Here is a 25,333-nt window from a genome sequence, read left to right on the forward strand (position 1 = left end):
ATATTTGAAACGTTCAACGTCATCCGAAGCTCACCGCCCCGAACGTCTCGTGCACCCCGATCGCCGTCGACAACACGTTCTTCAGCCGCTTGTCGATGAAGTTCGGATAGTCCTGCTCGAACGTCCAGACCACTGGAACGTCCTCAACGAGAATTCTCTGGACCTGGCTATAGAGCTCCTGCCGCTTGTCATCGGACGTCGCCACGGCTGCTTCTTCGAACAGGCGATCAACCTCCGGATTAGAATAGCCGGCGGTGTTCGAGAACAGGATGCCCTTCTTGATATTCGACGAGATGTAGGTGCGCGCCACACCGAGCGCGGGATCGCCGAACTGGTAGACCAGGTTGGCGGTCATATCGTAATCCCAATCGGCGAACTTTTGCGCCCAGCCGGCGATATCGGTGGTCTGCAATTGCAGATCGATACCGACGCGCCCGAGCGACTGGCGCAGGAATTCGGCGGCCCGCGTATTGGCCTCGCTGACCGGCGAGATCAGATAGCGCAGCGTGACGCGCTTGCCATCCGGACCCGGCTTCAGCCCCATCTCGTCGAGCAGCGCTTTCGCCTTGTCAACGGAGTAGTCATAGGTCTTGACGTTCTTGTCGTAGAACCGTGTCTTCGACGAGATCGGGCCGGTCGCCAGCTTGCCGAGCCCGAAATAGATTCGCTGCAGCATCGCCTTGCGGTCGATCGCATGCATCACGGCCTGACGAAAACGCTTGTCGTCCATCGGCTTGATGCGATTATTGAGTTCGATCCATTGATGCGGCGCAAAGAACTCGTAGCCCTTGGTGGACACCTCGTAATTCGGCAGTTTCGATAGCCGCGGCACCTCGAAGAATTCGATATCGCCCCACTGCGTCAGCTGCACCTTGCCCTGCTCGACCGCCACGGTACGCGACGCACCATCGGGGATCGCGCGGTAGATGATCTCGTCGAGATAGGGTTCGCCGGGCCGATGATAACCTTCGTGCCGGACAAAATGGATGTGCGATCCCTTGACCCATTCCTTGAGCTTGAACGGACCGCAGCCGATTGCCTGCGCGTTGGCGGGATTCTTGCGATAGTCGGTCCCCTCATAGATGTGCTTCGGCAGGATCGGCGCCGTGGTGCAATCCAGCGACGTCAGGAACGGCGCGAAGGGCGACTTCAGCGTGAAGATCACCGTCAGCGGATCGGGCGCTTCCGCCTTCGCGATGCGCGCAAATGTCACGCGACCGCGCGCATGGGTTTCCATCAGCACCTTGGTCATGGTGAAGATCACGTCTTCCGACGTCAGCGGCTTGCCGTCGTGAAACGTGATGTTCGGGAACAGCTTGAACGTGTAGGTCAGCCCGTCCGGCGAAACCTCCCAGGATTTGGCGAGGCCGGGAATCGGCTTGAGATCGAAATCGTAGCGCAGCAGGCTCTCATAGAGTTTGCCGCCGACGGTGAGGGTCGGCTGTTGCTGATTGATCGCCGTGACCAGAATCGGCGGTTCAGGCTGGATGATCGTATTGAGCGTACCGCCTCTGGTCTGCCCCGTAGCGCGGGTGATGCCGAGCGGGATGCCCGACAGCGCCGTAGCGCTCAGACCCAGCAATTTCGCAAACTCACGTCGATTCATTCAGCTCTCCCGATGGACACAGAGGGTTGAACGTCAGAGTTGCACTGACGCGCAAGGATGAGCTTGCAAAATTCAAGCCGCCGCCGTCGCCGGGCCGATCATCATCGCGATCGGGCCGGCCTTGCCTGAGAACCGAGCTTGTTCCGCGAATGAGCAGGCATTCAGTATCCCAGTGCCGGATCGACGCGGTTGAGTAGAATCTCTCCAGCCTTGAGACGGCGGATATTCTCGGCAATCTGCTCGGCAATGACGCGCGGTTTGGCCAATCCGGCCATATGCGGCGTCACCAGAATGCCCGGTTCCGTCCACAGCGGATTGTCCGGTTGCAGCGGCTCCTTGTCGAACACATCAAGAATTGCGCCGCGCAGATGGCCCGATCGCAATGAGGCAACGAGGTCTGGAACGTTCAGATGCTCGCCGCGGCTGCAGAGAATAAGTGCCGCCCCTTTCGGCAGGCGGGCGAAGCGGTCAGCATTCAAGATTCCCAACGTGCTTGGCGTCAGCGGCAGCAAGCAGACCAGAATGTCGGTCTGCGCCAGGAAATCGTCGAGCGCGGCGTCGCCGGCGAAGACGTCCACACCCTCGACCAGCTTCGCGGAGCGCGACCAACCGGAGACCTTGTAGCCGACCGATTTCAGCAGAGTGGCAGCCTGGATTCCGAGGGTGCCGAGACCGAGGATACCGACGCGCTTGTCGGCGGCAGCGACCTGGTCGTAGCGATGCCAATGACCATTGCGGGCATTGGCGGAGACGCGATCAAATTCGCGGTGAAAATACAGCGTGCCCCACAGCACATATTCAGCCATCGCCTTGCCCAGCAGCGGATCGACGATCCGGCAGAGCGGCAGGTCAGGCAGCGCCGTATCGGACAGCACATTGTCCACACCGGCGGCGATGGAATGGATCAGCCGCAAATTCGGCATCGTCGCCATCACGCCCACGGGTGGCTTCCAGCAGACCACAACCTCCCCGTCCAGCGCCCCCTCTTCCGGCCAAGTGGTCACGATGGCGCCGGGAACCACCCGCTTCAGGTGGTCCTCCAGAAAGCCCATGGTGTTGGAGAGGGTTGTCATGAGGGTAATGCGGGTCATCGAATTCCTGCGTGTGTTTCTGCCATTGGCATGAAGCCTGCTTTGAGAATGGCAACGTCCGGAACGATGCGCTCAAAACCTCTATCCCAAGGTACGATGTCGGCGCATCATCTCCGTCTTCACAGGGTCAGGATTTGTCGCGTATGGGCCATATCTCTTCAATTTCATGCGCCACGCCGCGCCAGCGTGTCGCGCCGCCGGCCATGGTGAGTTTTTCCGGCTTCGAGGCCAGCGGCCGCCGCGCCGATGCACTGCAGGGCGCACAACGCCCGGTCGTTGCGATGGCTGCCGAATTCTCCTCGGGCGGCGTTGGTGTGCGGCACAGCCACCGCCGCGCGCAGTTCCTGCACGGCCTGACCGGGGTCATGACCGTGATCACCGAGACCGGTAGCTGGACCGTATCGCCGCAGCACGCGCTGTGGATCCCGCCCGGCGTCGTCCATCAAAGCCGCTGCTGGGGCACCGTGCAGCTCCGCACCCTCTATGTCGAACCCGAAGCAGCCAACGGCCTGCCGACCTCGTGTCAGTTGATGGAAGTCTCCTCGCTGGTGCGCGCATTGCTCAACGAGGCCGTCACCTTCCCGACCGAATACGACATGGCGGGCCGCGAAGGGCAGATCATGAATTTGATGCTCGCGGAAATCGGCCGCATGCCCGCGGTGCCGCTGCGCGCGCCGATGCCGCAGGACCGCCGCCTCGCGCGAATCTGTGAAGCGATCCTGCGCGAGCCCGGCAACAATCAGGATCTGGAATCCTGGTCGCAGATCGGCGGCCTCGGCCGACGGACGCTGACACGGCTGTTTCGCCGCGAGACCGGCATGAGCTTCGCCGAATGGCGCCAGCAGGTGCGATTGATGGAAGCGCTGTCGCGTCTGACCATGCGTGAGCCGGTGACCAATGTCGCGCTCGATCTCGGCTATGATAGTCCGAGTGCCTTCAGCGCCATGTTCCGCCGCTCCATGGGAATTTCACCGCGCGACTATCTGCGCTGGAGCGAACAGACGGCGGACTTGGCAACGTAACCGACGCGCACCACCTCAGGATTCGACCGCTGGCCGCGCTTCCATCGTAGCGCGCAATCGGCGAATGCCGGCTTCGATCTCGCGGATGTCGTCGTCGAGTTGCCCGAGCAGCACGCCGAAATTGAAGTCGATTCTGTTGCGGACCGATGCTGCCAGCGTTTCGCGGTGCACCTTGAGATCTTGCAACGCACTCAACTGGTTTGTGTCGACATAGCCGGCAACGACCAGCTCAATCGCGCTTTTCACTGCGACGCTTTCTTCTCGGCTTCATCGAACTGGGCCTTCAACCGCGCTTTAGTCGCTCGAACACCGGGGAACGGTGCTCCAAGTCGGCGCGCCTGGATCTGTACGGAACTCTGCGGTCGTTTCATAATCACCGCAGCTCTCGCCAGCGATATTTTACGAGCGATAAGCCCTTTCAGAATTTCAATTTGTTCGTCGTCCCAACGATTTTTCGCCATGTCGTCTTATGAGTGTCGCTACAATAATTTGTCTGCACAGTCGCTGACCTTAGCAACGCAAGCTCACAAATTTTGTTCCCGACACAGGCCTCACCTCGGGTGACGGCGGCGGAAACCAAGTCTGACTCTTAGGGGTTGCTCGTCAGTCCCTGATGAAAAGGCTCCGGAGTACTCCGGAGCCTTTTTGGGTCTGGCGGCTACCTATTCGGTAGCAAGGTATTTGTCAGCTGCGGTGATACCCGCTGCTTACATCACCACTTCGATCAGCTTCGGCCCCTTCGCAGCGATCGCGTTGGCGAGCGCCTTGTTGAAGTCGTCGACATTGGACACCGAAACGCCGGGGACGCCCATGCCCTTGGCGAGCGACACCCAGTCGAGCGCCGGGCGGTCGAGGTTGAGCATGTCGAGGGCGCGTTGGCCGGGTTCGCCAGCGTCGACGCCGGCGAATTCGCCAAGCAGGATTTGATACTTGCGATTGGCGAACACGATGGTGGTGATGTCGAGCTCTTCGCGGGCCTGAGTCCACAGCGACTGCAGCGTGTACATCGCGCTGCCGTCACCGACCATGCAGATCACCTTGCGGTCCGGGCAGGCCACGGCGGCGCCGGTGGCGACCGGGGTCGAGAAGCCGATCGAGCCGCCCATGTTCTGCAGCCAGTCATGCGGCGCCGCAGCAGCGGTCGGCGGGAAGAAGCCGCGGCCGGTGGTCAGCGACTCGTCGACCATGATGGCGTTTTCCGGAATCGCATAGGCAATCGCCTGCGCAATCGTTGTGTGGTTCAGCGCGCCGGTCGGCTTCACCAGTTCGGCGAGCTTCTGCGGCTTCACGTCCGATGGCTTGGCGCCGAGCGCGCCGGCCAGCGCTTCGAGCGCAGCGATCGAGTTCTCGCCGCCTGCGGTTATGCGATGCACTTCGCAGCCTTCCGGCTTCAGCATGCTCGGCTTGTTCGGATAGGCGAAGAAGGCCACGGGATCGTTGGCTTCCACCAGCACGATGTTCTTGAAGTCCTTCAGCAGCGGAAGTGCGGCTTCGATCACATAGGGAATGCGATCGATGGAGAAGCGGCCGCGGCCGCGCGCCATGCGCGGATTGTAGGTCTGGCCCATCACCTTGCAGCCGGTCTTGCCGGCGATCTGCTCGGCCAGCGCCAGGCCCTTTTCGGTCAGCCCCTGGCCGGTCATCAGCAGCAGCGTCGAGGCGCCACCGTCTTTCATGATCCTGGCGGCGGTCTCGACGGCCTGTGCCGAATAGCCGGCGCTCTGCTTCTCGGCCGGCACCGGGGCCACGCCGTCGGCCGCGCCCCATGCAGTGTCAGCGGGCAGGATCAGCGTGGCAATCTGGCGATCCTTGGCGGCGGCAATTGCTGCGGCGCCGTCCTTGGCCACCGACTTGGAATCCGGCGAGGTGTGCACCCACTGCGACATCGGACGGGCGAGGCCCTCGATGTCCGAGGTCAGCGGCGCGTTGTATTCGATGTGATAGACGGCGTGCTGGCCGACGATGTTGACGATGCCCGAATTGGCCTTCTTGGCGTTGTGCAGGTTGGCAAGGCCATTGGCGAGGCCGGGGCCGAGATGCAGCAGCGTCGAGGCCGGGGTGCCCTTCATGCGGAAGTAGCCGTCCGCCGCGCCGGTAACGACGCCTTCGAACAGGCCGAGCACGCAGCGCATGCCTTCGACGCGGTCGAGCGCCGCGACGAAATGCATTTCCGACGTTCCCGGATTGGCAAAGCAGACATCCACATTGCCCGCCACCAATGTCCGCACCAGGCTTTCCGCACCGTTCATCGTCTCACTCCGTTTGATTCAGGGTCGTATCTCGGTTTCTTGATCTCGGGGGCTGATGAACCATTGTTCGGAGGGCCCGTCAAAGGGTCCGAACGCAAGGCTTCGTTGTGAACGCCGCGGGGCGGGCTGAACGCCAGTTATTATCGCTCCATCCGGGCTGCCCTCACACGGCCGTGGCTTGCGGATCGGGGCGATTTATGGCCTGTCTTGGGCCTCAATTTTTTCTGGCGAGGATCATGATGAAGCGCCTTTTTGCTCTCTTTTTTGCCGCAGCCGCGTTCACCACAATTGCGTTTCCTGCCGATGCACGCGTCCGCAACCAGCCGCCGGCACAGGACTTCGAGGTCGACGACGGCCCGTCGCTCTCCAACTTCTTCTCCAATTTCGGCAATGGCGGCGGCAACAGCTCCGGCCCGATCCAGCGCCAGACCGTGGGCTTCCACAGCAATTACGCCCCGGGGACCATCGTCGTGAACACCGCCGAGCGCCGGCTCTATCTGGTGCAGCCGGGCGGCCAGGCGCTGCGCTACGGCATCGGCGTCGGCCGCGACGGCTTCCGCTGGGGCGGCGTCCACCGCGTCACCGCCAAGAAGGAATGGCCGAGCTGGACCCCGCCGGCCCAGATGCTCGCCCGCCGGCCCGACCTCCCCCGCCACATGCCCGGCGGCATCGACAACCCGCTCGGCGCCCGCGCCATGTATCTCGGCTCGACGCTGTATCGCATCCACGGCTCCAACGAGCCGGAGACCATCGGCCAGGCCGTGTCCTCGGGCTGCTTCCGCATGACCAATGACGATGTGACCGACCTCTATAACCGCGTCTCGGTCGGCGCGACGGTCATCGTCAAGAACTGAGCTTGACCTGAGAACGAAGGCTTCCTGCGGGAAGCCTTCGAATTGTCCGCGGGGGCGGCACTGAACGCTTGCGCAAATACGCGCATTGCGAGAACTTGAGTAATAATGCCCGCCCCGACACCAGATCGATTCATCGTCCGGACGATTGCCGCGCTGCTGGCGCTAGCGTCTTTGACGACCTTCGTGCCACAGCCGTCTTATGCCGGTGCGAATGAACCGCCCGCCGTTACGGCGCGCCAGCGCACCGAGAAGAAGATCTTTACCGACAGCGAGATCATCGACGGTTTTTTCAAGACCGCCTTTGGCGCCGAATATCACCTCGCCGGCCGCGTCGACCGCATCCGAAAATATGAGCTTCCGGTGCGGGTCTTCGCCGAGGGCCGTGCCGACCGCAAGGCTCAAATCGCCAAGGTCGTGACCGACATCGCGCGCCGGGTGCAGCATCTCAACATCGCCATGGCGGACAATCGCGACGACGCCAATGTGCTGGTGAAGCTGGTGCGCGACCGCGATCTCTATCGCACCATCTCGACCTTCTACGGCACCGACCGGGCCAACGAGATCCGCGACTCGCTGGACCCGCAATGCCTGTCCGGCTTCCGCAAGAACGAGGCCTTCGAGATCGAGCGCTCCGACGTGATCCTCACTGTCGACAATGGCGACTTCGTCTTTCTCGATTGCGCCTATGAGGAATTGCTGCAGTCACTGGGCCCGATCAACGATACTAATTCGGTGCCGTGGACGATGTTCAACGACAACGTCCAGATGGGCTTCTTCGACGTCTACGATCAGTACATCCTCAACATCCTCTACGACCCCCGCATCAAGGCCGGCATGACCGTGCAGGAGGTCAAGGACGTGCTGCCGCAGGTGCTCACCGATGTGCGGATCTGGGTAAGCAAGGTGAACGAGCTGCAGGATTAGCGGCGCTTCTCTTATCCCTCCCCCCGCGCGAAGCGAAGCTTCGCTAGGCGGGGAGGAATTCCACAAACGCCTGCGCGCCATCGCAGATTCAACTGTCAAACAGCCACTGTGCTTCAGACATGCGTCATCACCCCCATTGTTTGCGGCGCGGGGGCGCCGTCGTCGCTTGCATTCCCGCCCCCTGTGAGAGGGTGTGCGGAACGCCAGGTGCCCGTTGCACCCTTGGGCCTGATGCGAATGCGGTCTTCCGCAAGGGTAATGCATCAGGACTTTCGGACGCGCCGAGCAAGTGCCCGACGTTCCGCCTGCGGTGTTTTTTCAGCCTGCTTGCACTTTGCCTTGGCGAACGGTCCGATCACCAAAATGATGGTCCCACGGCGGAGGGACAGGGAGCCTCAAGCGAGTAAGCCGGACGCGTTTTGACTTGGTCGTCCGTCACACTGTCCAGAGGGTCTTTCCATCCCAAGGTCGGTCGTCTCCTTGCCAGTGGCAGTGCTGGCGCAGATCCGTCCTGCCCGAAGACAGACGTCACCCCCAAACCGCGTAACGCCGCATCTCCGGCGTCCACCGCATCCTGCCCCGCGAACGTGACGATCGCGATCGCCCCTCTCGGTGGGGCAGGACGGAGGGGAATATAAACCTGATGGAGATGCTGTCAACGGGAGGTAGGAAAAAATGTTTAAGCACTGTCCTGCCGCCCCATACCCGTCATTCCGGGGCGCGAGGAGGCGCCGAAGGCGGCGTATCGCGAACCCGGAATCTCAGCATGGGAGTCTTCAACCGCCCAAACATGTCGGGATTCCGGGTTCGCGCCGGCCCGCTTCGCGGTCCTTTGCGCCCCGGAATGACGAGAGAGAGAGAGAGAGAGAGCCCCCTCACCCCCGCGGCTTCGGCGTGAACGGTCCCTTCGGCGCATTGCCGATCAACGACACGACGATCAGCGCCGCCATCGCGAACCAGAAGGTGAGCCAGAAGCCGTCGATATAGGCCAGCGTATTGGCTTCGCGCTGCACGAGGCTTGCGAGCGTGCCAATGCCGCGCGCTTGTGCGAGACCCTCACCATGGCTGGCGAAACGCCCGGTGAGTTTGGCAAGAATGCCAACGACATCGGCATCGCCGCTGGCGACATGCTGGCCAAGCAGATTCGAATGGATCTGCTCGCGCACGCGCAGCCAGGTGCCCATCAGCGCAATGCCGATCTCGGCGCCGCCGAGCCGCATCACCTGGATATAGGCTGCAAAGGCCGTGGCACGCGAGGGATCGGAATTCGACAATGCGATAATGATGATGGGGAGCAGCGTGAAGCTCTGCCCGAGCGATTGCAGCAACACCATCGGGATGAAATCGCCAAGCGCCCATTCATGGGTGAGTTGCGTGCCCAGCAAGGCCGCGCCGGCGAATGCAGCGAGCCCGATGATCAGCGTCAATTTTACATCGTAGTAGCGAATGAGCCAGATCGAGAGCGGCACCAGCACGATCATCGGCACGACGGCGTAGAGCAGAAACAACATGCCGGACTGTTCAGGCCGGAGTTGCGCGATGTTGGTCAAGAAATTCGGCGCCAGCGACGAATTGGACAGGCTGGTCAAGGTGTAGAGAATGATCGTCAACAGCGCGAGGCCGATATTGCGCGACAGCAGCACTTCGGCATGGGCCCATGGCCGCTTGACCAGCGACTCATTAATGAAGAAGCCGACGGTCAGGACCGTCCCGCCTGACAGCAGCGCCACCACGGTGCCCGAGCCGAGCCAGTCCAGCCGATTGCCCTGATCCAGCCCGGCATAGATCATCGCCATGCCAGTGCCGAGCAAGAGCATGCCGCCCCAATCGGCCTCGCATAGAACGAACCGGTTGACCGGCTCGCGCGGTGTGCCGAGCCAGACGAACAGCGCGAGCAGCGGCGCGATGATGACGTCCTGCCAGAACATCCACTGCCAGCCGAGGTGATCGACATAGAAGCCGACCAGCGCGGTGCCGGAATTGAGCGAGAAGCCGACGCGGATGGCATAGATCGCAATGGCCGGCAGCCACCATTGCATCGGCAGATTGCGAAAGATGATCAGCAGCGTTGCCGGCACAAAGGTGCCGAGCAGCATGCCGTGCACGATGTTCAGCACCAGCAGCAGATTGTAGTCGCGCACCAGCGGGATCACCAGCGAGATCGCCGCATAGACCAGAGCGGGAACGCCAAGCACGCGGCGCAGCCCGAATACGGTAGCCATCCAGGCCACCGCCGGCGCGATGAAGATCTGCGACGCGGTGCCCGCCGTGGACAGCCACGCGCCTTCATCGAAACTCAGCCCCAGCGCCCCGCGCAGATCGGCGAGGCCGATGGAGAAGATACGTGTATCGAAATTGGCGAGGAACGCGCCAAGCAGCACCGCGCCGACCGCAAAGATCGGATGGTGCGAAACGCCCCCGGTCGAGACCGGGCCGCTTTCGATGACCTTACTTTCCGCCATTGCCGGCCGCCGGCGCGTCGGTGTTGATGCTGGCGGTCACCGACATGCCCGGCAGCAACCGGTCGAGCAGCGGCTGCCCCTTGTCGAGCGTGATGCGGACCGGCACGCGCTGCACGATCTTGGTGAAATTGCCGGTGGCGTTATCCGGCGGCAGCAATGCGAATTGTGATCCCGATGCCGGCGAGACCCGCTCGACGCGGCCGCGCAAGGTCTCCGCCGAGAACGTATCGACCACGATATCGACGGGCTGACCGGGCTTGACGCGCGTGAGCTGCGTTTCCTTGAAATTGGCGATCACATAGACGTCGGGCAGCGGCACGATGCTGATCAGGCTGGAGCCGATATTGACGTAATCGCCCGGCTGCACCTGACGCTCGCTCACCACGCCATCGAAGGGCGCGACGATCTTCGTGTAACCGAGGCGCAGCTTCGCGGCGTCCAGCGTCGCCTTGGCGCCGAGCAGATCGGCGGCGCGCTGCTTGCGCGTGCCCGCGAGCACTTCGAGCTGATGCTTCTGGGCGGCGATGACCGCCCCGCTCGCCTTCACATCGGCCTGCGCCTTGGCGTAGGCGGCGGTCGCCTGTTCGAAGCGCTGCCGCGTGCCGGCCTCGGTCTGCGTCAGCGAAGCCTGACGTTCCTTCTCCTGCTGCGCCTGCACTTCGAGCGCCTGCGCAGACACGCGCTGCGCTTCGGCCTGCGCGATGGTGGCATATTGCAGCTCGACCTGATTGGCGAGATTGTCCAGCGCCGCCTGCGCACCGGCGACGCCGGCTTCGGCCTGCGCCACCTGCGCCTCATAATCCGCGGGATCGATCTGGATCAGGAGATCGCCGGCCTTGACGTGCTGGAAGTCGTTCACCGGCACGGCTTTCACGGCACCGGCCACGCGGCTCGACAGCCGCGTCGTCTGCGCGCGGATATAGGCATCGTTGGTGGTCTGCACCGCGCGGTTGCCCATCCAGATGTCCCAGCGTGTGGTGGCCAGAACGATGAAGACAAGCGCAGCAGCAACGGCCAGCAACGGAATCGCCAGACGACGCCACGCTAGCTGCGCGGGCGTCAGCGCAGCAGGCTGCGCGGGTGTCGGCGCCGCAGGCTGTGCGGGCGGTTGCGCAGCCGGTTGCACCGGTGGCGGCGCAACAGGTTGTGACGGCGCCGGTTGCGGCGTTGGGGATGCATCAAGCTGGGACATGTCTTCCTCGCAGCGACCTGAGTGACATTATGTCTCATGTCGTCGCACCCGATTCAATCGCCCGATATCGGCAATCCATACCGGTGCCGCAGCATTCGGGTTCGATTCGTACCAAAGACCGCAGGTTTATATCTTTTTGCGGCGTGGCGGCCTGTCGTCGCCACGCGATGGTGCCGGAGTATCCGTACCACGCGGCTGCAGATAGCGTTGCAGCGCAATGGCGCGCTCGCTGGATTCGACCAGGCGTTCGACGCTCCCCAGCAATTGATGAAATTCGTCCGCATTGAGACAATCGAACTGCACGTCGTTGACCTGACGCTGCGTCGGATTGAGGCTTGCGAGCAGTGCGTCGCCGGCCTGCGTCACCATGAGACGCAGGCGCCTGCGATCGGCGGGATCCACCAGCTTGTCGAGCAAGCCCATCTGCTGCAGCTTGTTGGACACCGTGGTGACGAAAGCGCCGCTGAGATGCAGATGCGCTGCGAGCTCGCGCACGCTGACATCGCCTTCAGCGCCCAGATATTTGACCGAGATCAGCACGGTGTATTCGATCCCAGCCAGGCCGATCGCGGCGGCGTGCCCCTCACGCACGGTCTCGTGTCGCGCGAGGAACGCCAGCAATGTGTGCACGAGTTGCCGGAATGCATGATCGGAGCCATCGACCAGCAGCGCCTTGCGCGATGTGGTCAGCGCCGGCGCCGGAAGCTTTGCCTTGAGTGCGGTTTTGGCGCCCATCTTCACCGCGGCCTTTTCGGATTTGCGCAGTGCCGGCGTCTTGGAGAGCGGCGCAACCTTGGAACGAGACATACCGCTTCCCAGTGAACGATCCGCTACAGGATTGGCTGGCGCCCCCTGCTTCGTCAAGCGATTATGCATACCTTCTGAACGAAGCTATTGATCAAATGCATTTACTGCGTCAGGATCGGTGCCAAATCTGACGGGAGAACATCATGAAACTCGATATCAGGCGCCTGCTCTCTTTCACCGACCACAAGGAGGTCGAGGCCGGCCACCGGCACGAGCAGCCGCTGCGCCGCGTCACCGCCGTGGCCATCGTCGCCAACCCCTATGCCGGGCGCTATGTCGAGGATCTCTCCGAAGCGACCGCCGCCAGCGTCGAGGTCGGCGCCGTGCTGGCGAAGCTCGCCGTCGAGGCGATGGGGTCATACAAGGTCGAAAGCTACGGCAAAGGCGGCGTCGTTGGCCTCGGCGGCGAACTCGAACATGCCAATGCGATGCTGACCACAACTTTCGCCACGCCGCTGCGCGAGGCCGTGGGCGGCGCCGAAGCCTGGATCCCCTCTTTCACCAAGCTCGCGGCCCCCGGCTGCCTGATCGATGTTCCCCTGGCGCATAAGGACGCGCTCTATGTCCGCTCGCATTACGACGGCGTCTCGGTGACACTGCCACCCGACGCGCCGACCGCCGATGAAGTTGCGCTGATCGTCTGTCTCGCCAATCGCGGGCGGCTCAATGCGCGGGTCGGCGGATTGAATGCGAGGGATATCGGCGGCAAGGACGGCTTGCGCTAGGCTGCAGCTTCGTGCGGCCTTGGACGGCCTTGAGATTGCGGAGACGGGTATGAAAACGGCCATCGTCAATATCGGCACCATCGTCACCGGCAATCTCAAGACGCCGTTCGCCGACGGCGATGGCATCCTGATGCAGGACGGGCGCATCAGCGCGATCGGCACGTTGTCATCGGACCAGGTGTCATCGGCCGATGTGGTGATCGATGCTGCCGGCACCACAGCGATTCCCGGCCTGATCGACAGCCATGTGCACATCGCCTTCGGCGATTACACGCCGCGGCAGCGCGTCGTCGGTTATCTCGAAAGCTACGTGCATGGCGGCACCACGACGTCGATCACCGCGTCCGAAGTGCATGTGCCCGGACGCCCCAAGGATCCCGCGGGCGTGAAGGCGCTGGCACTGGCGGCGCGCGCCTGTTTTCTCGACTATCGCCCCGGCGGCATGCGCGTGCATGCCGGCTCGATCATCCTCGAGCCGGGACTCACAGAGGCCGATCTGGAAGAACTGGTCAAAGCGGGCCTGTGGCTCGCCAAGGCCGGCTTCGGCGCGTTCGAGACGCCATTCGACTATGCGCCGTTGATGCTCGCCGCACGCAAGCTCGGCATGGTCACCACCATGCATACCGGCGGCTCATCGATCCCCGGCTCATCGGGTATCTGGGCCGAACATGTGCTGAAGTCCAATCCGAGCGTGTCGTTTCACGTCAATGGCGGACCGGTGGCGATGCCGGAAGCCGGCTTTGCGCGGCTCGTGAACGAGAGTGACATCGCGCTGCAGCTCTGCACCGCCGGCAATCTGCGCACCGCGCTGCTGACGGCGAAGCTGCTCGACGAGGCCAAACAGCCGGAGCGCCTGCTGATCGCGACCGACACGCCGACCGGCAGCGGGATCATGCCGCTCGGCATGTTCTACACCATCAGCCATCTCGCCAGCCTGGGCGGCATGCCGCCCGAACAGGCGATCGCGGCGGCGACGGGCAACAATGCAACGGTCTATCGGCTCAACAACGGATTTCTGAAGACCGGCAAGGATGCCGACGTGGTGCTGATCGACGCCTGCGCCGGCGGCTCGCAGGACGATGCACTCTCGGCGCTCCGCAATGGCGACGTGCCGGCGGTGAGCGCCGTGATCACCGACGGCGTGCCGCGCTTTGTCGGCCGCAGTCGTAACACACCGGCGGGGATGCGGAATGTCCGCGTGGCGGAGACGAAGCTGCCGCGGGATTTCTCAGGAGCTGCGGCGCATTGATCGGGATTGCAGGGAAGCAGCGGCACGCACCGTAGGCTCCCTCTCCCCGTACTGCACGGGGAGAGGGGTGGGGTGAGGGGCGAAGCACAAGACCCGCCGCGTTTGATCCCTCGCAGATCGGCACGTTCTCCGAACTGCACACACTGCGCTTGCATTGAACGCCGAGAATGGCCCCTCACCCGCCGCGAAGACGCGGCGACCTCTCCCCGCACCCAGCGAAGCGTCGCTTCGCTGGGTGCGGGGAGAGGTTAAGGAAGCGACTGCGCTTTAGTTGCTGCCCTTGAAATCCGGCAGATCATATTTCGCCGTCATATTCTCGGCCATGCCGCCCGCCCGCTCCCAGTCATAGGTGCGATAGCTGTGGCCGCGGGTGACGAACTGGGCGCCGGCATAGAACATCTCGTATTGCAGATGGCGCGAGGCGAATTCGGAGCCGACGGCGTCCCAGGTCAGCTTCAGCAGCTTGACGCGGTCCTGGCCCGACATCGCCGGCGAGATCTGGGTCAGCCCGATAATATCAGCGATTTCCGGATTGCTGAAATCATCTACCGAGGACGGCAGCATCAAGAGCGCGCCGCCAGCGAGTTCGCGGATGGTCGAGATGATCTGCGGATACATCTCCTGCGATTGCACCTGCGCTGCATAGAGCAGATGCTTGTTCGGCAGATAGTAGTCGCCGCGCATCGCGCCGCCGGCTTCCATGCCGAGCACCATGCCCTCGATCAGCGCTGCCTGCGAGGCCAGCTTGCCGAGCGTATCGACCACGGGCGGGAAATTGATCGTGCCAATGGTCTTGGCGATGCCGCGCGCAAGGCCGACCAGGAAACGCAGCTTCACCGACAGACGGATCTGCGCCTGATAGTTCTGATAGACATGGGCTGGCGTATCATGGAGCTGGGCGCGGCACATATCGGTGTTGCGGAGCAGGAACACGCGCTCCCATGGCACCTTCACGTCGTCGAAGAACACCAGCGCGTCGTTCTCGTCATAGCGATAGGCCAGCGGATTGTCGTACTCGTTCGGCGCATGGGCCTCGAAGCTCTTGCGCGACAGCATCTTGAGGCCCTTGGTCCCCATCGGCAGCGCGCAGGAGAACGCCAGATGCTCCTCGCCCGGCCGCAGCGGCTGGCCGGAACCGACGAAGATCTCGTTGGCCATGATGGCTGACGTGGCGAACAGTTTGGCGCCGCGGATGGTGATGCCCGATGTATCCTCGTCGACGATGTGCGCGACCATGTCCTGGGCATTCTTGCCCTGATCGCCGAACGCCTTGGAGCGGTCGCCCTGCACGTTGTTGATCACATAGGTCAGGAACAGGTCGCTCTTGCGGGCGTAGTCGTACCAGTCGCGGAACGCCTGCGCGCGTTTCGGATCGTAATTGTCGAACACCTCGATGCCCATCATCATGCCGGACATGGATGACGCCACGTGATCGGGCGAGCGGCCGAGGAAACCGCCGGACAGTTCGGCCCACTCCACCAGCGCCTTGCGGCGCTCGACCAGTTCCGCGTAGTTCGTCGGCAGTTGCCAGGCGCGATTGACGCGGCGACCGCCGCCGATATCGAAGGTCATGCGTTCGATATTGGCGGGATCGGCCTGATAGTCGTACAGCGCGCCGGCCGAGGCGACCGCATGGCGATAGGCCGGATGGGTCGAGACGTCGTCGACCTTCTTGCCGTCGAGATAGACCGCACGACCGTCGCGCACAGCGGCGACATGCTCGGCGCCATTCTTGACGCCGGCAACTGCCGCCCCGGATCCAAATGCCTTGTTCATCACTTTTCTCCGTCACCTGCTGCCGGCGGCGCGCCGGTCATCTTCATTAATAGCTATCATCCGAAGCTATTTCAAATCCGTTGTCAAGCGGGCCTGTGGCGTTCGCACCTTGCATCGTTCGTCGTGATTGCAATTACCGCACGAAGCCGCCAAGCTCGGGCAAGTTTTGATACATGGGATCATCACGTGGCCAAATCCGCAGCGCGCTCCACTTCGATCGGCAAATCAGTGATCGGCAAGTCCGTTGGCAAGGAGATCAGCAAGAAGCCTGCCACGGGCCGGCCGGCCTCCCGCGCTGCACTCACGGTGTCCCGTCCGGAGCTACTGGTGGACGGTTCGGATGCCCAGTTCCGCCGCCTCGTTCACAGCCTGTTCGGCTTCCTGGTCCGCCACCAGACATTGCGTGAAGGCCATGCCGCCGTCATCGGCCTCGCCGGCATTGAATACACGACCCTGATTTCGATCCGGCACCTGTCGGCGCAAGGCGACGTCCACGTGCGCGCCGTCGCCGATCACCTGCATCTGAGTGGAGCCTTCGTCACCACCGTGACCAACAAGCTCGAAACCAAAGGGCTGATCACCAAGACCTCGCACACCGGCGACCGCCGCCGTATCAGCCTCGTGGTGACACCGCATGGCGCCGAATTGCTGGAACGCCTCGCCCCCACCCAGGCCCAGGTCAACGATGTCCAGTTCGGTTGCCTCGGCACCCGGGAATTCCACCAGTTGCTGGACATGGTGCAGCGGCTCGTCGATTCCAGCGACCGCGCCATTGCGCTGCAGCGTTATCTGGCCGACACCAATGTGAAGCAGCTCTCGCCCGAGGCGCATTCAATCGCCGTCGCCAAGCGCGGCAAGCCGCGCAAGGGCTGAATCCGGGCTAGAATCTGTACACGCGTCAGGACCGGCTGTTGCGCCCGGCCAAGGCCCCGGGATAGCCACAGCCCGGGTCGCCATTGCTGCGACAAAACGGCGCCCGTGCGCGCAGTCCCTGCCCGGCCACCGGCGACACGGGAGTCAGCCTCGGCTTGCCCGCAACATTCAAACACCCGTGAAACAGGCAGTTGCGCGCAATCCCGCCCGCCACAGATTGCTGCATTTCCGGGCTGCACTGCCGCATAAAATAGCTTCTTAAGAGAACTATTTTATAAAGATACTCAGAATGACGATTGTCAAAGCCTGAAATTTATTGGACGATCCGACCAACGCTGTCATTCCGCTGTCACAGCTGGCGATGGCACATGGCGTGCATAGAAATCTTTATCTGGATTATGCTGCGGATCACCGCAGCAAAAGCATCAGCAGAAGAGGACGATCGTCGATGTCACGGATCAAATCGAATTTGCCGCGCGTATTGGGCACAGTTGCCGCCGTCACGCTCTCCGCCATGGTTGGCGGTCAGGCATGGGCGCAGGAAATCGCCATCGGTGCGGTGGTGCCAAGCTCCGGTCCGTTCGCCGAGTGGGGCCGCAGCAACACCGTGACGCTGAAGATGCTGGAACAGCAGACCAACGATGCCGGCGGCATCAATGGCGCCAAGCTGAAGATCACCATTCTCGACGACGCCGCCAAGCCGGCCCAGGCCGCAAGCTCGCTGCGCAAGCTGGCCGGCGACGAAAAGGTTCTCGCCGTGGCCGGTCCGCTGACCTCGAGCGCCGCCGAAGTGACCTTCCCGGTGGCCAATGAAATGAAGGTGGTCTCCACCTCGCAGGCCTCCTCGAAGCCGGGCGTGGCGAAGCTCAACCGTCCGTGGGCGTTCCGTAACACCATCGACGAAGGCGTGCTCGCCAAGACCACCGTGCCTTTCTACAAGAAGGCCTTCAATATCAAGACCGTCGCCGTGATCTTCGACGCCAAGGACGCCACGGCTTCCACCGTGGGCAAAGTGATCATGCCGGCTGTGCTGAAGGCCAATGACATCATCGTCGCCAACGAGAACGATCTGCTGTCGTTCAACACCGGCGACCTCGACGTCTCCGCACAGGTCACCAAGCTGAAGGCCCTGAATCCCGACGGCGTCGTTGTCAGCGCCGATTACAGCCAGGCCATCACCGTGCTGCGCGAAATGAAGCGCCAGGGTCTGATCAAGCCGGTCGTCGGCGCCACCCAGTTGATCTCTTCGGCTATTCTCAAGGCTGCGCCGGAAATCCCGGTGATCGCGCCGGCAACCTTCTACGCCACCATGACAGGCCCGGCACCGGAGAAGTTCACGGCAACCCTGACGCCGCTGCTGCGCAAGGAATCCGGCCTGCCGAAGGACATCGAGCCCTCGATGTATGACGCCAACATCTACGAGATCGTCTCGATGTATATCGACGCGATCAAGAAGACTGGCGTCACCGGCAAGCCGGCCGATCTCGAAGCCGACCGCACCAAGATCCGCGATCACCTCGCCAAGCTCGAAGGTTTCGCCGGTCTCGGCGGCCCGATCGGCTTCAATGACGACGGCGACGCGATCAAGGCCTTCTACGTGCTGCAGGGTCAGAACGGCGCCTGGGACACCAAGGTCAAGGGCTGCAGCTCGGCGCCCGGCCACCCAGCCTGCTGATCTCTCACATTATCCACGCCGCTGCGGCCGGGAAGTCCTCCCGGCCGCAGTCATGATGACGACCACCTGATTTAACGATTGCGATTCCCATGCTGATACAGCAACTCGTCAACGGACTGACGCTCGGAGCGGTCTATACGCTTCTGGCGCTGTCGTTCTCGCTCGTGATGGGCATTCTCGGCATTCTCAATCTCGCGATTGCCGAACTCTTCATGATCGGCGGCTATCTCGGCTTCACGCTGATTACCGCAGGCTTCCCGCTTCCGGTCGCCGTACTCGGCGGCATGCTCGGCGCAGCCGTGATCGCCATCGCCATCGAGAAGATCGGCTACCAGCCGTTGCGCGACGCGCCGCTGGTGACGCCGATGCTGTCAACGCTGGGTTTCTCGATCATCCTGCAGAATGTCGCCACCAACATCTGGGGCTCGGATCCAGCCCAGCTCCCCGACGAATATTTCGGCAAGCAATATGCGCTCGGCCCGGTCAATATCGGCGAGATGCAACTGATCGTGCTCGTCGCCACCGTCGTGCTGGTCGCGCTGGTTGCCTATATCGTGCAGAAGACCCCGATGGGCCGCGCGCTGCGCGCCGTCGCCGAGAATCGCGAAGTCGCACGAATCCTGGGAGTCTCCGCTGACCGCCTGACCATGCTGGCCTTCATCCTGTCGGGCTCGCTCGCCGGCGTCGCCGGCGTGCTGATCGCGCTGCATTACGGCACCATCACGCCCTATCTCGGCGTCGAGATCGGCCTCAAGGCGATCGCCGTGATGGTGATCGGCGGCACCCGCCAGATCTGGGGCGCGCTGGTCGCGGGTCCCTTGATCGGCATCGCCGAAGTGCTGACCGTCGCTTATGGCGGCTCGCAGGTCCGCGACTTCGTCGTCTACGGCTTCATGATTTTGATTTTGTTGCTGCGTCCGCAGGGCCTGCTTGGCGGCGCGCGATCCGATCAGGGGCAGCGCGTCTGATGTCGACCTATTACGCAAGCCTGCTCGCCGAGTCCGGCATTCTCCTGCTCGGCGCGCTCAGCGTCTATATCATCCTCGCCACCGGCCAGCTCTCGCTCGGCAATGGCGCCTTCATGGGAATCGGCGCGTATCTGTCGTCGTATCTCACCGTCGCGCTGAACGTGCCGCTGACGCTGGCCCTGGTGATCTCGGCGATCGCCGCCGGCATCATCGGCGCGATCGTTGCCTTCCCCGCGCTGCGGCTGAAGGGCATCTATCTCGCCATGGCCACCGTCGGCTTCGGCGAAATGGTGCGCAGCTTCTTCCTCAATTTCGACGCGATGGGCGGCTCCGGCGGCTATCGCGGCATGCAGCACATCTCCGTCGGCTATGTCTGGCTGTGGGCCGGCGGCATCCTCATCGCGGTGATGTTGCTGGAGCGTTCGCGCGTCTGGCTGGAAATGCAGGCGGTCCATGACGACGAGACGGCCGCGGGCCTGATCGGCCTCAACACCACGGTGACGAAGATCGGCGCCTTCGGTGTCGGCGCCGCGGTGGCCGCGATCTCCGGCGGATTGTTCGCGCATCACAACGTCTATATCGAGCCGGCGAATTTCGGCTTCGACCGCTCGATCGAATTCGTGCTGGCCGTGATCCTCGGCGGCTCCACCGTCGGACCGGGCTCGCTGGTCGGCTCGTTGCTGCTGGTGTTCCTGCCTGAATTCCTGCGCCCGATCGCCGACTGGCGCCTCGCCGCCTTCGGCACGCTGCTGATCGTCGTGCTGCTGGTACGGCGTCAGGGCATTCTCGATCGTTCGCTGATCCGTACAATCACCTTCCGGAGGGCTGCGGCATGAGCGACGCGCTGCTTCAACTCACCGGCGTCACCAAGACGTTCGGCGGCATCCATGCGCTGTCCGGCATGGTTTGCGAAGTGCCGGAAGGCAAGATCGTCGGCGTAATCGGTCCGAACGGGGCCGGCAAGACGACCTTGTTCAACACCATCACCGGCGCCTATCGCGCCGATGCCGGCGAAGTCAAACTCAAGGGCGTCGACGTCACGCAGTGGCCGTCCTATCGTATCGTGCGCGAGGGCATTGCCCGCACCTTCCAGAACATCCGGCTGTTCGGCAGCATGACGGTTTGGGAACATCTACTGGTGGCGCAGCCGCACAGCGAGAGCGCGTGGCGACGTCTGCTGCCGATCTCCTGGGCCAATCCGGCGGCGCAGGAGCGCGCCGAGGAAGTGATGGAGTTCTTCGGCCTCACCGAACTGCGCGACCGCCCGGCCAAGTCGCTGCCCTACGGCATCCAGCGCAAGGTGGAGATGGCGCGCGCCGTCACCGCCAGGCCGAAGCTGCTGCTGCTCGATGAGCCCGTCGCCGGTATGAACCATGACGAGGCCGAGGAAATCCGCTCGCTGATGATCCGGCTGCGCGACACCGGCCTCACCATTCTCCTGATCGAACACGACATGAATTTCGTGATGCGGCTCTGCGATTATCTCTATGTCCTCGATTTCGGCGTGCTGATCGCCGAAGGCAGGCCCGAGGACGTGCGCGCCAACCCGGTCGTCCTCGACGCCTATCTCGGAAAGGACGACTGATGCTCACGATCAAGGGCCTGGAAGTCCGCTACGGCGCCATCACCGCGGTGCGCGGCGTCGATCTGGAGATCAGGAAAGGCGAGATCGTTGCGCTGCTCGGCGCCAATGGCGCCGGCAAGAGCACGATTGCGCGGTCCATTGCGGGACTGCTGCCGTTCCAGGGCGAGATCGCCTTCGAAGGCGAGAGACTGACGCCGGGAACCGCCGAGAAGAATCTGCGCCGCGGCATCGCGCTGGTGCCGGAAGGCCGCGGCATTCTTGCGCGCATGACGGTGCATGAGAATCTGCTGATGGGCATCTACACCCGCAGCGACAAGTCTGCCGCGATGGCCGATGTGGACAAGATGCTGGAGCGCTTCCCGATTCTCGGCAAGCGCCGCGACGGTCTCGCCAGTCTGCTCTCCGGCGGCGAACAGCAGATGCTGGCCATCGGGCGTGCGCTGCTGTCGAAGCCGAAGCTGCTGCTGCTCGACGAGCCGTCGCTCGGCCTGGCCCCGCTGATGACGGCGAGCCTGTTCAGCATGATCGCGCAATTCCGCGATGAAGGCCTGACGGTATTGCTGGTGGAGCAGAAGGCCCGGCAGACGCTGAAGATCGTGGACCGGGCCTATCTGCTGGAGACCGGACGCGTGGTGACGTCAGGTTCGGCGGAAGCGCTGATCAACGATCCGACATTGTCGGAGGCGTTTCTGGGCGGGACGCATTAGATCCCTGCGCCACACTCGTCATTCCGGGGCGTGACCGGCCTTGCCGGACACGAACCCGGAATCTTGAGATCGGTGAAACTCCGAAGAGCCAAACACTCCGGGATTCCGGGTTCGGCACGTCGCCTGCGGCGCCGAGCCGCCCCGGAATGACGAGTGTGGGGTGATGACGCGTCTGGGGCGCTACGCCCCATACCGCGCCAGCACCGGCCAAGTCTCGACGCCATTGTTGTGTCCGACAACCTGATAGCCCGCGTGCAAATTCACCGTGGGATCGCAATGCGTAGTCAGCAGCAACACGCGGCTGCCGAGCTTCGGCGCGGCGCTGCCCGCCGGCATGGGCATGGTGATCATGCCGTGCTCGTCGCCGCCAAAACGATAGGTCGAACCTTCCGGGGCGCCGATCATCAGTGACGGCACCGGGCCATTGAATGCCATCGCCTTGACGCCGGCATCGACGGTGAATTCGCCGGCGCGATTGACCGACGTGACCGTCGCGAGAATGAACAGACTTGGATCGTAAGGCAGCGCACCGCCCTCGTGCTCCAGCTTGCCGTAGTCGGAATCCATGAAGACATAGGAGCCGACCTGCAACTCGGTGAAAGTGCCCGTTGCATCATAGGCGCAAGCTCCCGTGCCACTGCCGGTGACGATCTCCGCCTTGATGCCGGCTTCCACCAACACGTGCAGATGCTCGTCGAGCATGGCGCGCACGCGCGCAGCGCCTGCCCTGCGCTCCTGCGAGTCGATCATGTGCTGGACGTGACCGGCAAAGCCCTGAATGCCGCCGAATGTCATGCCCGGCGTGGCTTCAATCAATTGCGCCAGCGCGAGTGTCGATGCTGTGTCAACAACACCGGTGCGGCGCTGGCCGACATCGATATCGATCAGCACCTGCAGCGGACGGCTGCCGGCATCGAGCAATTCGTGCAGCACGTGAATCTGGTCGGCATGATCGACGACGATGCTGATGTCGCTGTGATCCGCGACAGCGGCCAGACGCGCGAGCTTCGGCCGGTCTGCGACCGGCGAGGTGAGCAGCAGACCTGTGATGCCAGCCTGCGCAAAGGCTTCGATCTCGGCGACCGTCGCGCAGGAGATACCCACCGCTCCGGCTTCGATCTGCAACTGTGCGATGCGCGTCGACTTGTGGGTCTTGGCATGCGGGCGAAGCGCAACGCCATTCGCTTTGGCAAACTCCGCCATGGCCGTGATGTTGCGCTGAAGCGCCGACGCATCCAGCACCAGCGCAGGCGTCTGAATATCGGCGAAGGCCGGCAGATTGGGATCGAGCATGTTTGGCATCACAGCAGCTTCGCGCCGAAGTTCTTCGCGGGGTCCATCTCGGCAGCGAGCCTGCCTGACGGCGTCGCGGCCTTGCCGCCCTCGCGCTGCATCAGGCGTCCCTCGCCCGGCTTGCTGGTGAACCTGTCGCCATCGACCAGCACGCGGCCGCGCAGCAGCACCTTCTCGGGCCAGCCGGTGACCGTGCGGCCGGAGAACGGCGAGAAGCCGGTGAGATCGTGCATCATCTCGTCCGTCAGCGTCACCTTGCGGCCGGGATCCCAGATCGCGATGTCGGCATCGTTGCCAATGGCGATCGAACCCTTCTTCGGCAGATTGTAGATCTGCGCCGGGGCGGTGGATGTGAGCTCGACGAATTTCGACAGGCCGAGGCGCCCTTTCGACACCATCGCGTCGAACAGCAGCGGCAGGCGCACTTCGAGACCAGGCAGACCGTTGGCGACCTGCTTGAATGTCGGGTTCGGCCCGGCGCGCAGCTTGCCGGTCTCGTCATAGCGATAGGGCGCGTGATCCGACGAGATCAGTTGCAGATCGCCGAGCGACAGCGCCTGCCACAGCGCATCCTGATCGTCCGTGGTGCGCGCCGGCGGGCTGCACATCCACTTCGCGCCCTCGGCGCCCGGCTTGTCGAGATCATCAGCGGTGAGAAACAGATATTGCGGGCAGGTCTCGGCGAAAATCTTGACGCCGCGGCCCCGCGCCTCGCGAATCACCGCGGCGCCTTCGCGCGTCGAGACGTGGAAGATCATCACCGGCTGATCGAGCAATTCGCTGAACGCGATCAGCCGCGTGAAAGCTTCGGATTCCGACACGCGCGCGTGGCTGACGGCGTGATATTTCGGCGCGGTGTAGCCCTTGTCGATCAGCCGCTTCACCATCCAGGCGATGACACCGTGGTTCTCTGCATGGACGCAGACCAGCGCCTTCGCCTCGCGCGCGGCGGCGAGGATATCCAGCAGCTTCTCGTCGTCGACCTTGAGCCGGTCATAGGTCATGAAAATCTTGATCGAGGAATGGCCTTGACTCACCAGTGCCGGAATATCCTCGGCGATGACCTTGTCGGTGACGTCAGAGACGATGATGTGAAAGGCATAGTCGATCATCGCGCCCTTCTTTGCGAGCGCCGTATAATCGCTGACGACTTCCTGCACATCCATGCCTACATGCTGGGCCGCAAAGGAGATCACGCTGGTGGTGCCACCGAAGGCCGCGGACCGCGTCGCGCTCTCGAAGGTGTCCGCATTCATGATGCCGGCAGCGGAGAGCTGTTCGATATGGGCGTGGGCATCGACCCCACCGGGCAGCACCAGCCTGCCTGTTGCATCGATCTCTTTACGGCCCGCTGCAAGTCCGCTGCCCAGCGCCACAATGGTCTCACCGGTAATACCGACATCGGCGGCAAACACATCGCTCGATGTGGCGACGGTGCCACCGCGGATTACGAGGTCGTAGACGGGATCGGACAAGGGCAGAACTCCAGGATTAGATCGGCTATGCGAACATTTTACAGGCTTTGACGGTCGGCACTTTCCGGTAATACTGCTGTCCTGACAAGGAGCCGAATATGCAGCGCCGCAAGAAGATTCTGGTGGTCAATCCGAACAGCAATCCGCAGGTGACGCGCAACCTCGCCGAAGCACTGCAACCGGTGATGTTCGAGGCCGGGCCCGAGATTGAATGCATCACGCTGGCGGAAGGACCATTGGGCGTGCAGACGCAGGCCGATCTCGAAAGCGTCACGATACCGCTGAGCCGGCTGGTGGCCGCCGACAATTCCGCCGATGCCTTCGTCATTGCCTGCTATTCAGATCCCGGCCTGCATGTGTGCCGTGAGGCGACGGAGCGGCCGGTATTCGGCATCGCCGAATCCGGCGTGCTGACTGCGCTGTCACGCGGCGACCGCTTTGGCGTCATCGCGGTGGCGCAGGGCTCGATCGGCCGGCACATGCGTTATCTCCGCCAGATGTGCCTGATGGATCGCTTCGCCGGCGAACGACCGCTCAACATGACCGTGGCGGAAGCGGCTTCCGGCGACGACACGCTGGCGCGCATGATCAAGGTCGGCCGCCAGTTGAAGGACGAGGACGGCGCCAATGCCGTCGTCATGGGCTGCGCCGGCATGTCGCGTCATCGCAGCGCGCTCGAGGATGCGCTGGGCATTCCGGTGATCGATCCGACCCAGGCCGCCGTGAGTATGGCGATCGGCACGGTGATGTTTCAGTAGAATTTGCGCGTCCCGACCGCGCGCAAAGCCCTCTCAGCCGTC

Annotated in this window: 23 protein-coding genes; 12 read left to right on the forward strand and 11 right to left on the reverse strand. The window is 63.1% G+C overall.

Annotated elements, in window-relative coordinates:
• Positions 1-19: 19 nt before the first annotated feature.
• Entirely contained in the window at positions 20-1,606 is a 1,587-nt protein-coding gene (locus AB8A38_RS11570; protein WP_439086092.1) for an ABC transporter substrate-binding protein, read from the reverse strand.
• A gap of 161 nt (positions 1,607-1,767) precedes the next feature.
• On the reverse strand, positions 1,768-2,697 hold the full coding sequence (locus tag AB8A38_RS11575; protein ID WP_439086093.1) for a 2-hydroxyacid dehydrogenase: 930 nt from the start codon (positions 2,695-2,697) through the stop codon (positions 1,768-1,770).
• Between the two features lie 143 nt (positions 2,698-2,840).
• On the opposite strand from AB8A38_RS11575, the gene AB8A38_RS11580 reads away from it, so the two are divergent.
• Positions 2,841-3,719 carry an AraC family transcriptional regulator gene (locus tag AB8A38_RS11580; RefSeq protein WP_439086094.1) on the forward strand — a complete coding sequence of 293 codons (879 nt, stop codon included), beginning with the start codon at positions 2,841-2,843 and terminating at the stop codon, positions 3,717-3,719.
• A gap of 15 nt (positions 3,720-3,734) precedes the next feature.
• Here the strand turns inward: AB8A38_RS11580 and AB8A38_RS11585 are convergent, their stop codons facing one another.
• The 3 genes from AB8A38_RS11585 to AB8A38_RS11595 all read right to left on the reverse strand — a co-directional run bounded on the left by AB8A38_RS11585 (position 3,735) and on the right by AB8A38_RS11595 (position 5,968).
• Positions 3,735-3,965: a hypothetical protein gene (locus AB8A38_RS11585; protein ID WP_315841055.1), complete on the reverse strand. Its 231-nt coding sequence runs from the start codon at positions 3,963-3,965 to the stop codon at positions 3,735-3,737.
• The gene (locus AB8A38_RS11590) at positions 3,962-4,180 is read right to left on the reverse strand and encodes a hypothetical protein (RefSeq protein ID WP_315841054.1); all 219 of its coding nucleotides are present in this window, start codon (positions 4,178-4,180) and stop codon (positions 3,962-3,964) included. The genes AB8A38_RS11585 and AB8A38_RS11590 overlap by 4 nt, the downstream gene beginning before the upstream one ends.
• A 246-nt stretch (positions 4,181-4,426) precedes the next feature.
• Positions 4,427-5,968, reverse strand: a complete 1,542-nt coding sequence (locus AB8A38_RS11595; protein ID WP_093761088.1) for an acetolactate synthase large subunit — start codon at positions 5,966-5,968, stop codon at positions 4,427-4,429.
• Positions 5,969-6,207: 239 nt separating this feature from the next.
• Between AB8A38_RS11595 and AB8A38_RS11600 the strand changes: the two genes are divergently transcribed.
• Positions 6,208-6,822 carry a L,D-transpeptidase gene (locus AB8A38_RS11600; RefSeq protein WP_081422064.1) on the forward strand — a complete coding sequence of 205 codons (615 nt, stop codon included), beginning with the start codon at positions 6,208-6,210 and terminating at the stop codon, positions 6,820-6,822.
• Between the two features lie 105 nt (positions 6,823-6,927).
• On the forward strand, positions 6,928-7,746 hold the full coding sequence (locus tag AB8A38_RS11605; RefSeq protein WP_315841053.1) for a DUF2927 domain-containing protein: 819 nt from the start codon (positions 6,928-6,930) through the stop codon (positions 7,744-7,746).
• Positions 7,747-8,621: 875 nt separating this feature from the next.
• Here AB8A38_RS11605 and AB8A38_RS11610 read toward each other — a convergent pair.
• The 3 genes from AB8A38_RS11610 to AB8A38_RS11620 form a co-directional block, all read right to left on the reverse strand.
• On the reverse strand, positions 8,622-10,208 hold the full coding sequence (locus tag AB8A38_RS11610) for an MFS transporter (protein ID WP_315841052.1): 1,587 nt from the start codon (positions 10,206-10,208) through the stop codon (positions 8,622-8,624).
• Positions 10,195-11,400: an HlyD family secretion protein gene (locus tag AB8A38_RS11615; RefSeq protein ID WP_439086095.1), complete on the reverse strand. Its 1,206-nt coding sequence runs from the start codon at positions 11,398-11,400 to the stop codon at positions 10,195-10,197. The genes AB8A38_RS11610 and AB8A38_RS11615 overlap by 14 nt, the downstream gene beginning before the upstream one ends.
• Before the next feature lie 126 nt (positions 11,401-11,526).
• The gene (locus AB8A38_RS11620; protein ID WP_439086096.1) at positions 11,527-12,207 is read right to left on the reverse strand and encodes a MarR family winged helix-turn-helix transcriptional regulator; all 681 of its coding nucleotides are present in this window, start codon (positions 12,205-12,207) and stop codon (positions 11,527-11,529) included.
• A 143-nt stretch (positions 12,208-12,350) separates the two neighbouring features.
• Here AB8A38_RS11620 and AB8A38_RS11625 point away from each other — a divergent pair, with 143 nt between their 5' ends.
• Together AB8A38_RS11625 and AB8A38_RS11630 are read left to right on the forward strand one after the other, a co-directional pair.
• Positions 12,351-12,932 (forward strand): amino acid synthesis family protein, encoded by a 582-nt coding sequence (locus tag AB8A38_RS11625; protein WP_439086097.1) that lies wholly within the window; start codon positions 12,351-12,353, stop codon positions 12,930-12,932.
• A 49-nt stretch (positions 12,933-12,981) separates the two neighbouring features.
• Positions 12,982-14,181, forward strand: coding sequence for an amidohydrolase family protein (locus tag AB8A38_RS11630; protein WP_439086098.1), 1,200 nt, complete (start codon positions 12,982-12,984; stop codon positions 14,179-14,181).
• Between the two features lie 267 nt (positions 14,182-14,448).
• Here the strand turns inward: AB8A38_RS11630 and AB8A38_RS11635 are convergent, their stop codons facing one another.
• Positions 14,449-15,957 (reverse strand): 4-hydroxyphenylacetate 3-hydroxylase family protein, encoded by a 1,509-nt coding sequence (locus tag AB8A38_RS11635; RefSeq protein ID WP_439086099.1) that lies wholly within the window; start codon positions 15,955-15,957, stop codon positions 14,449-14,451.
• A 186-nt stretch (positions 15,958-16,143) separates the two neighbouring features.
• On the opposite strand from AB8A38_RS11635, the gene AB8A38_RS11640 reads away from it, so the two are divergent.
• The 6 genes from AB8A38_RS11640 (at position 16,144) to AB8A38_RS11665 (ending at position 21,765) form a co-directional block, all read left to right on the forward strand.
• The gene (locus AB8A38_RS11640; protein WP_315841046.1) at positions 16,144-16,830 is read left to right on the forward strand and encodes a MarR family winged helix-turn-helix transcriptional regulator; all 687 of its coding nucleotides are present in this window, start codon (positions 16,144-16,146) and stop codon (positions 16,828-16,830) included.
• A 448-nt stretch (positions 16,831-17,278) separates the two neighbouring features.
• Positions 17,279-18,505, forward strand: a complete 1,227-nt coding sequence (locus tag AB8A38_RS11645; protein WP_170849727.1) for an ABC transporter substrate-binding protein — start codon at positions 17,279-17,281, stop codon at positions 18,503-18,505.
• An 89-nt stretch (positions 18,506-18,594) separates the two neighbouring features.
• Complete coding sequence (locus AB8A38_RS11650; RefSeq protein ID WP_068738539.1) at positions 18,595-19,473, forward strand: branched-chain amino acid ABC transporter permease; 879 nt, start codon at positions 18,595-18,597, stop codon at positions 19,471-19,473.
• Positions 19,473-20,309: a branched-chain amino acid ABC transporter permease gene (locus AB8A38_RS11655; protein WP_439086100.1), complete on the forward strand. Its 837-nt coding sequence runs from the start codon at positions 19,473-19,475 to the stop codon at positions 20,307-20,309. The genes AB8A38_RS11650 and AB8A38_RS11655 overlap by 1 nt, the downstream gene beginning before the upstream one ends.
• Positions 20,306-21,058, forward strand: a complete 753-nt coding sequence (locus AB8A38_RS11660) for an ABC transporter ATP-binding protein (RefSeq protein WP_439086101.1) — start codon at positions 20,306-20,308, stop codon at positions 21,056-21,058. Before AB8A38_RS11655 ends, AB8A38_RS11660 begins: the two co-directional genes overlap by 4 nt.
• A complete protein-coding gene (locus tag AB8A38_RS11665; protein WP_092149372.1) occupies positions 21,058-21,765 on the forward strand; it encodes an ABC transporter ATP-binding protein in 708 nt (235 codons plus the stop codon). Before AB8A38_RS11660 ends, AB8A38_RS11665 begins: the two co-directional genes overlap by 1 nt.
• A 180-nt stretch (positions 21,766-21,945) precedes the next feature.
• On the opposite strand, the gene AB8A38_RS11670 is transcribed toward AB8A38_RS11665, so the two are convergent.
• Together AB8A38_RS11670 and hydA are read right to left on the reverse strand one after the other, a co-directional pair.
• The gene (locus AB8A38_RS11670) at positions 21,946-23,067 is read right to left on the reverse strand and encodes a DSD1 family PLP-dependent enzyme (protein ID WP_439086102.1); all 1,122 of its coding nucleotides are present in this window, start codon (positions 23,065-23,067) and stop codon (positions 21,946-21,948) included.
• Complete coding sequence (gene hydA / locus AB8A38_RS11675) at positions 23,067-24,533, reverse strand: dihydropyrimidinase (protein WP_439086103.1); 1,467 nt, start codon at positions 24,531-24,533, stop codon at positions 23,067-23,069. Before hydA ends, AB8A38_RS11670 begins: the two co-directional genes overlap by 1 nt.
• A gap of 98 nt (positions 24,534-24,631) precedes the next feature.
• Between hydA and AB8A38_RS11680 the strand changes: the two genes are divergently transcribed.
• A complete protein-coding gene (locus AB8A38_RS11680; protein WP_315841039.1) occupies positions 24,632-25,291 on the forward strand; it encodes an aspartate/glutamate racemase family protein in 660 nt (219 codons plus the stop codon).
• The last annotated feature ends 42 nt before the right edge of the window (positions 25,292-25,333 follow it).

The sequence above is a fragment of the Tardiphaga sp. 839_C3_N1_4 genome, assembly GCF_051811045.1.
Lineage (GTDB): Bacteria > Pseudomonadota > Alphaproteobacteria > Rhizobiales > Xanthobacteraceae > Tardiphaga.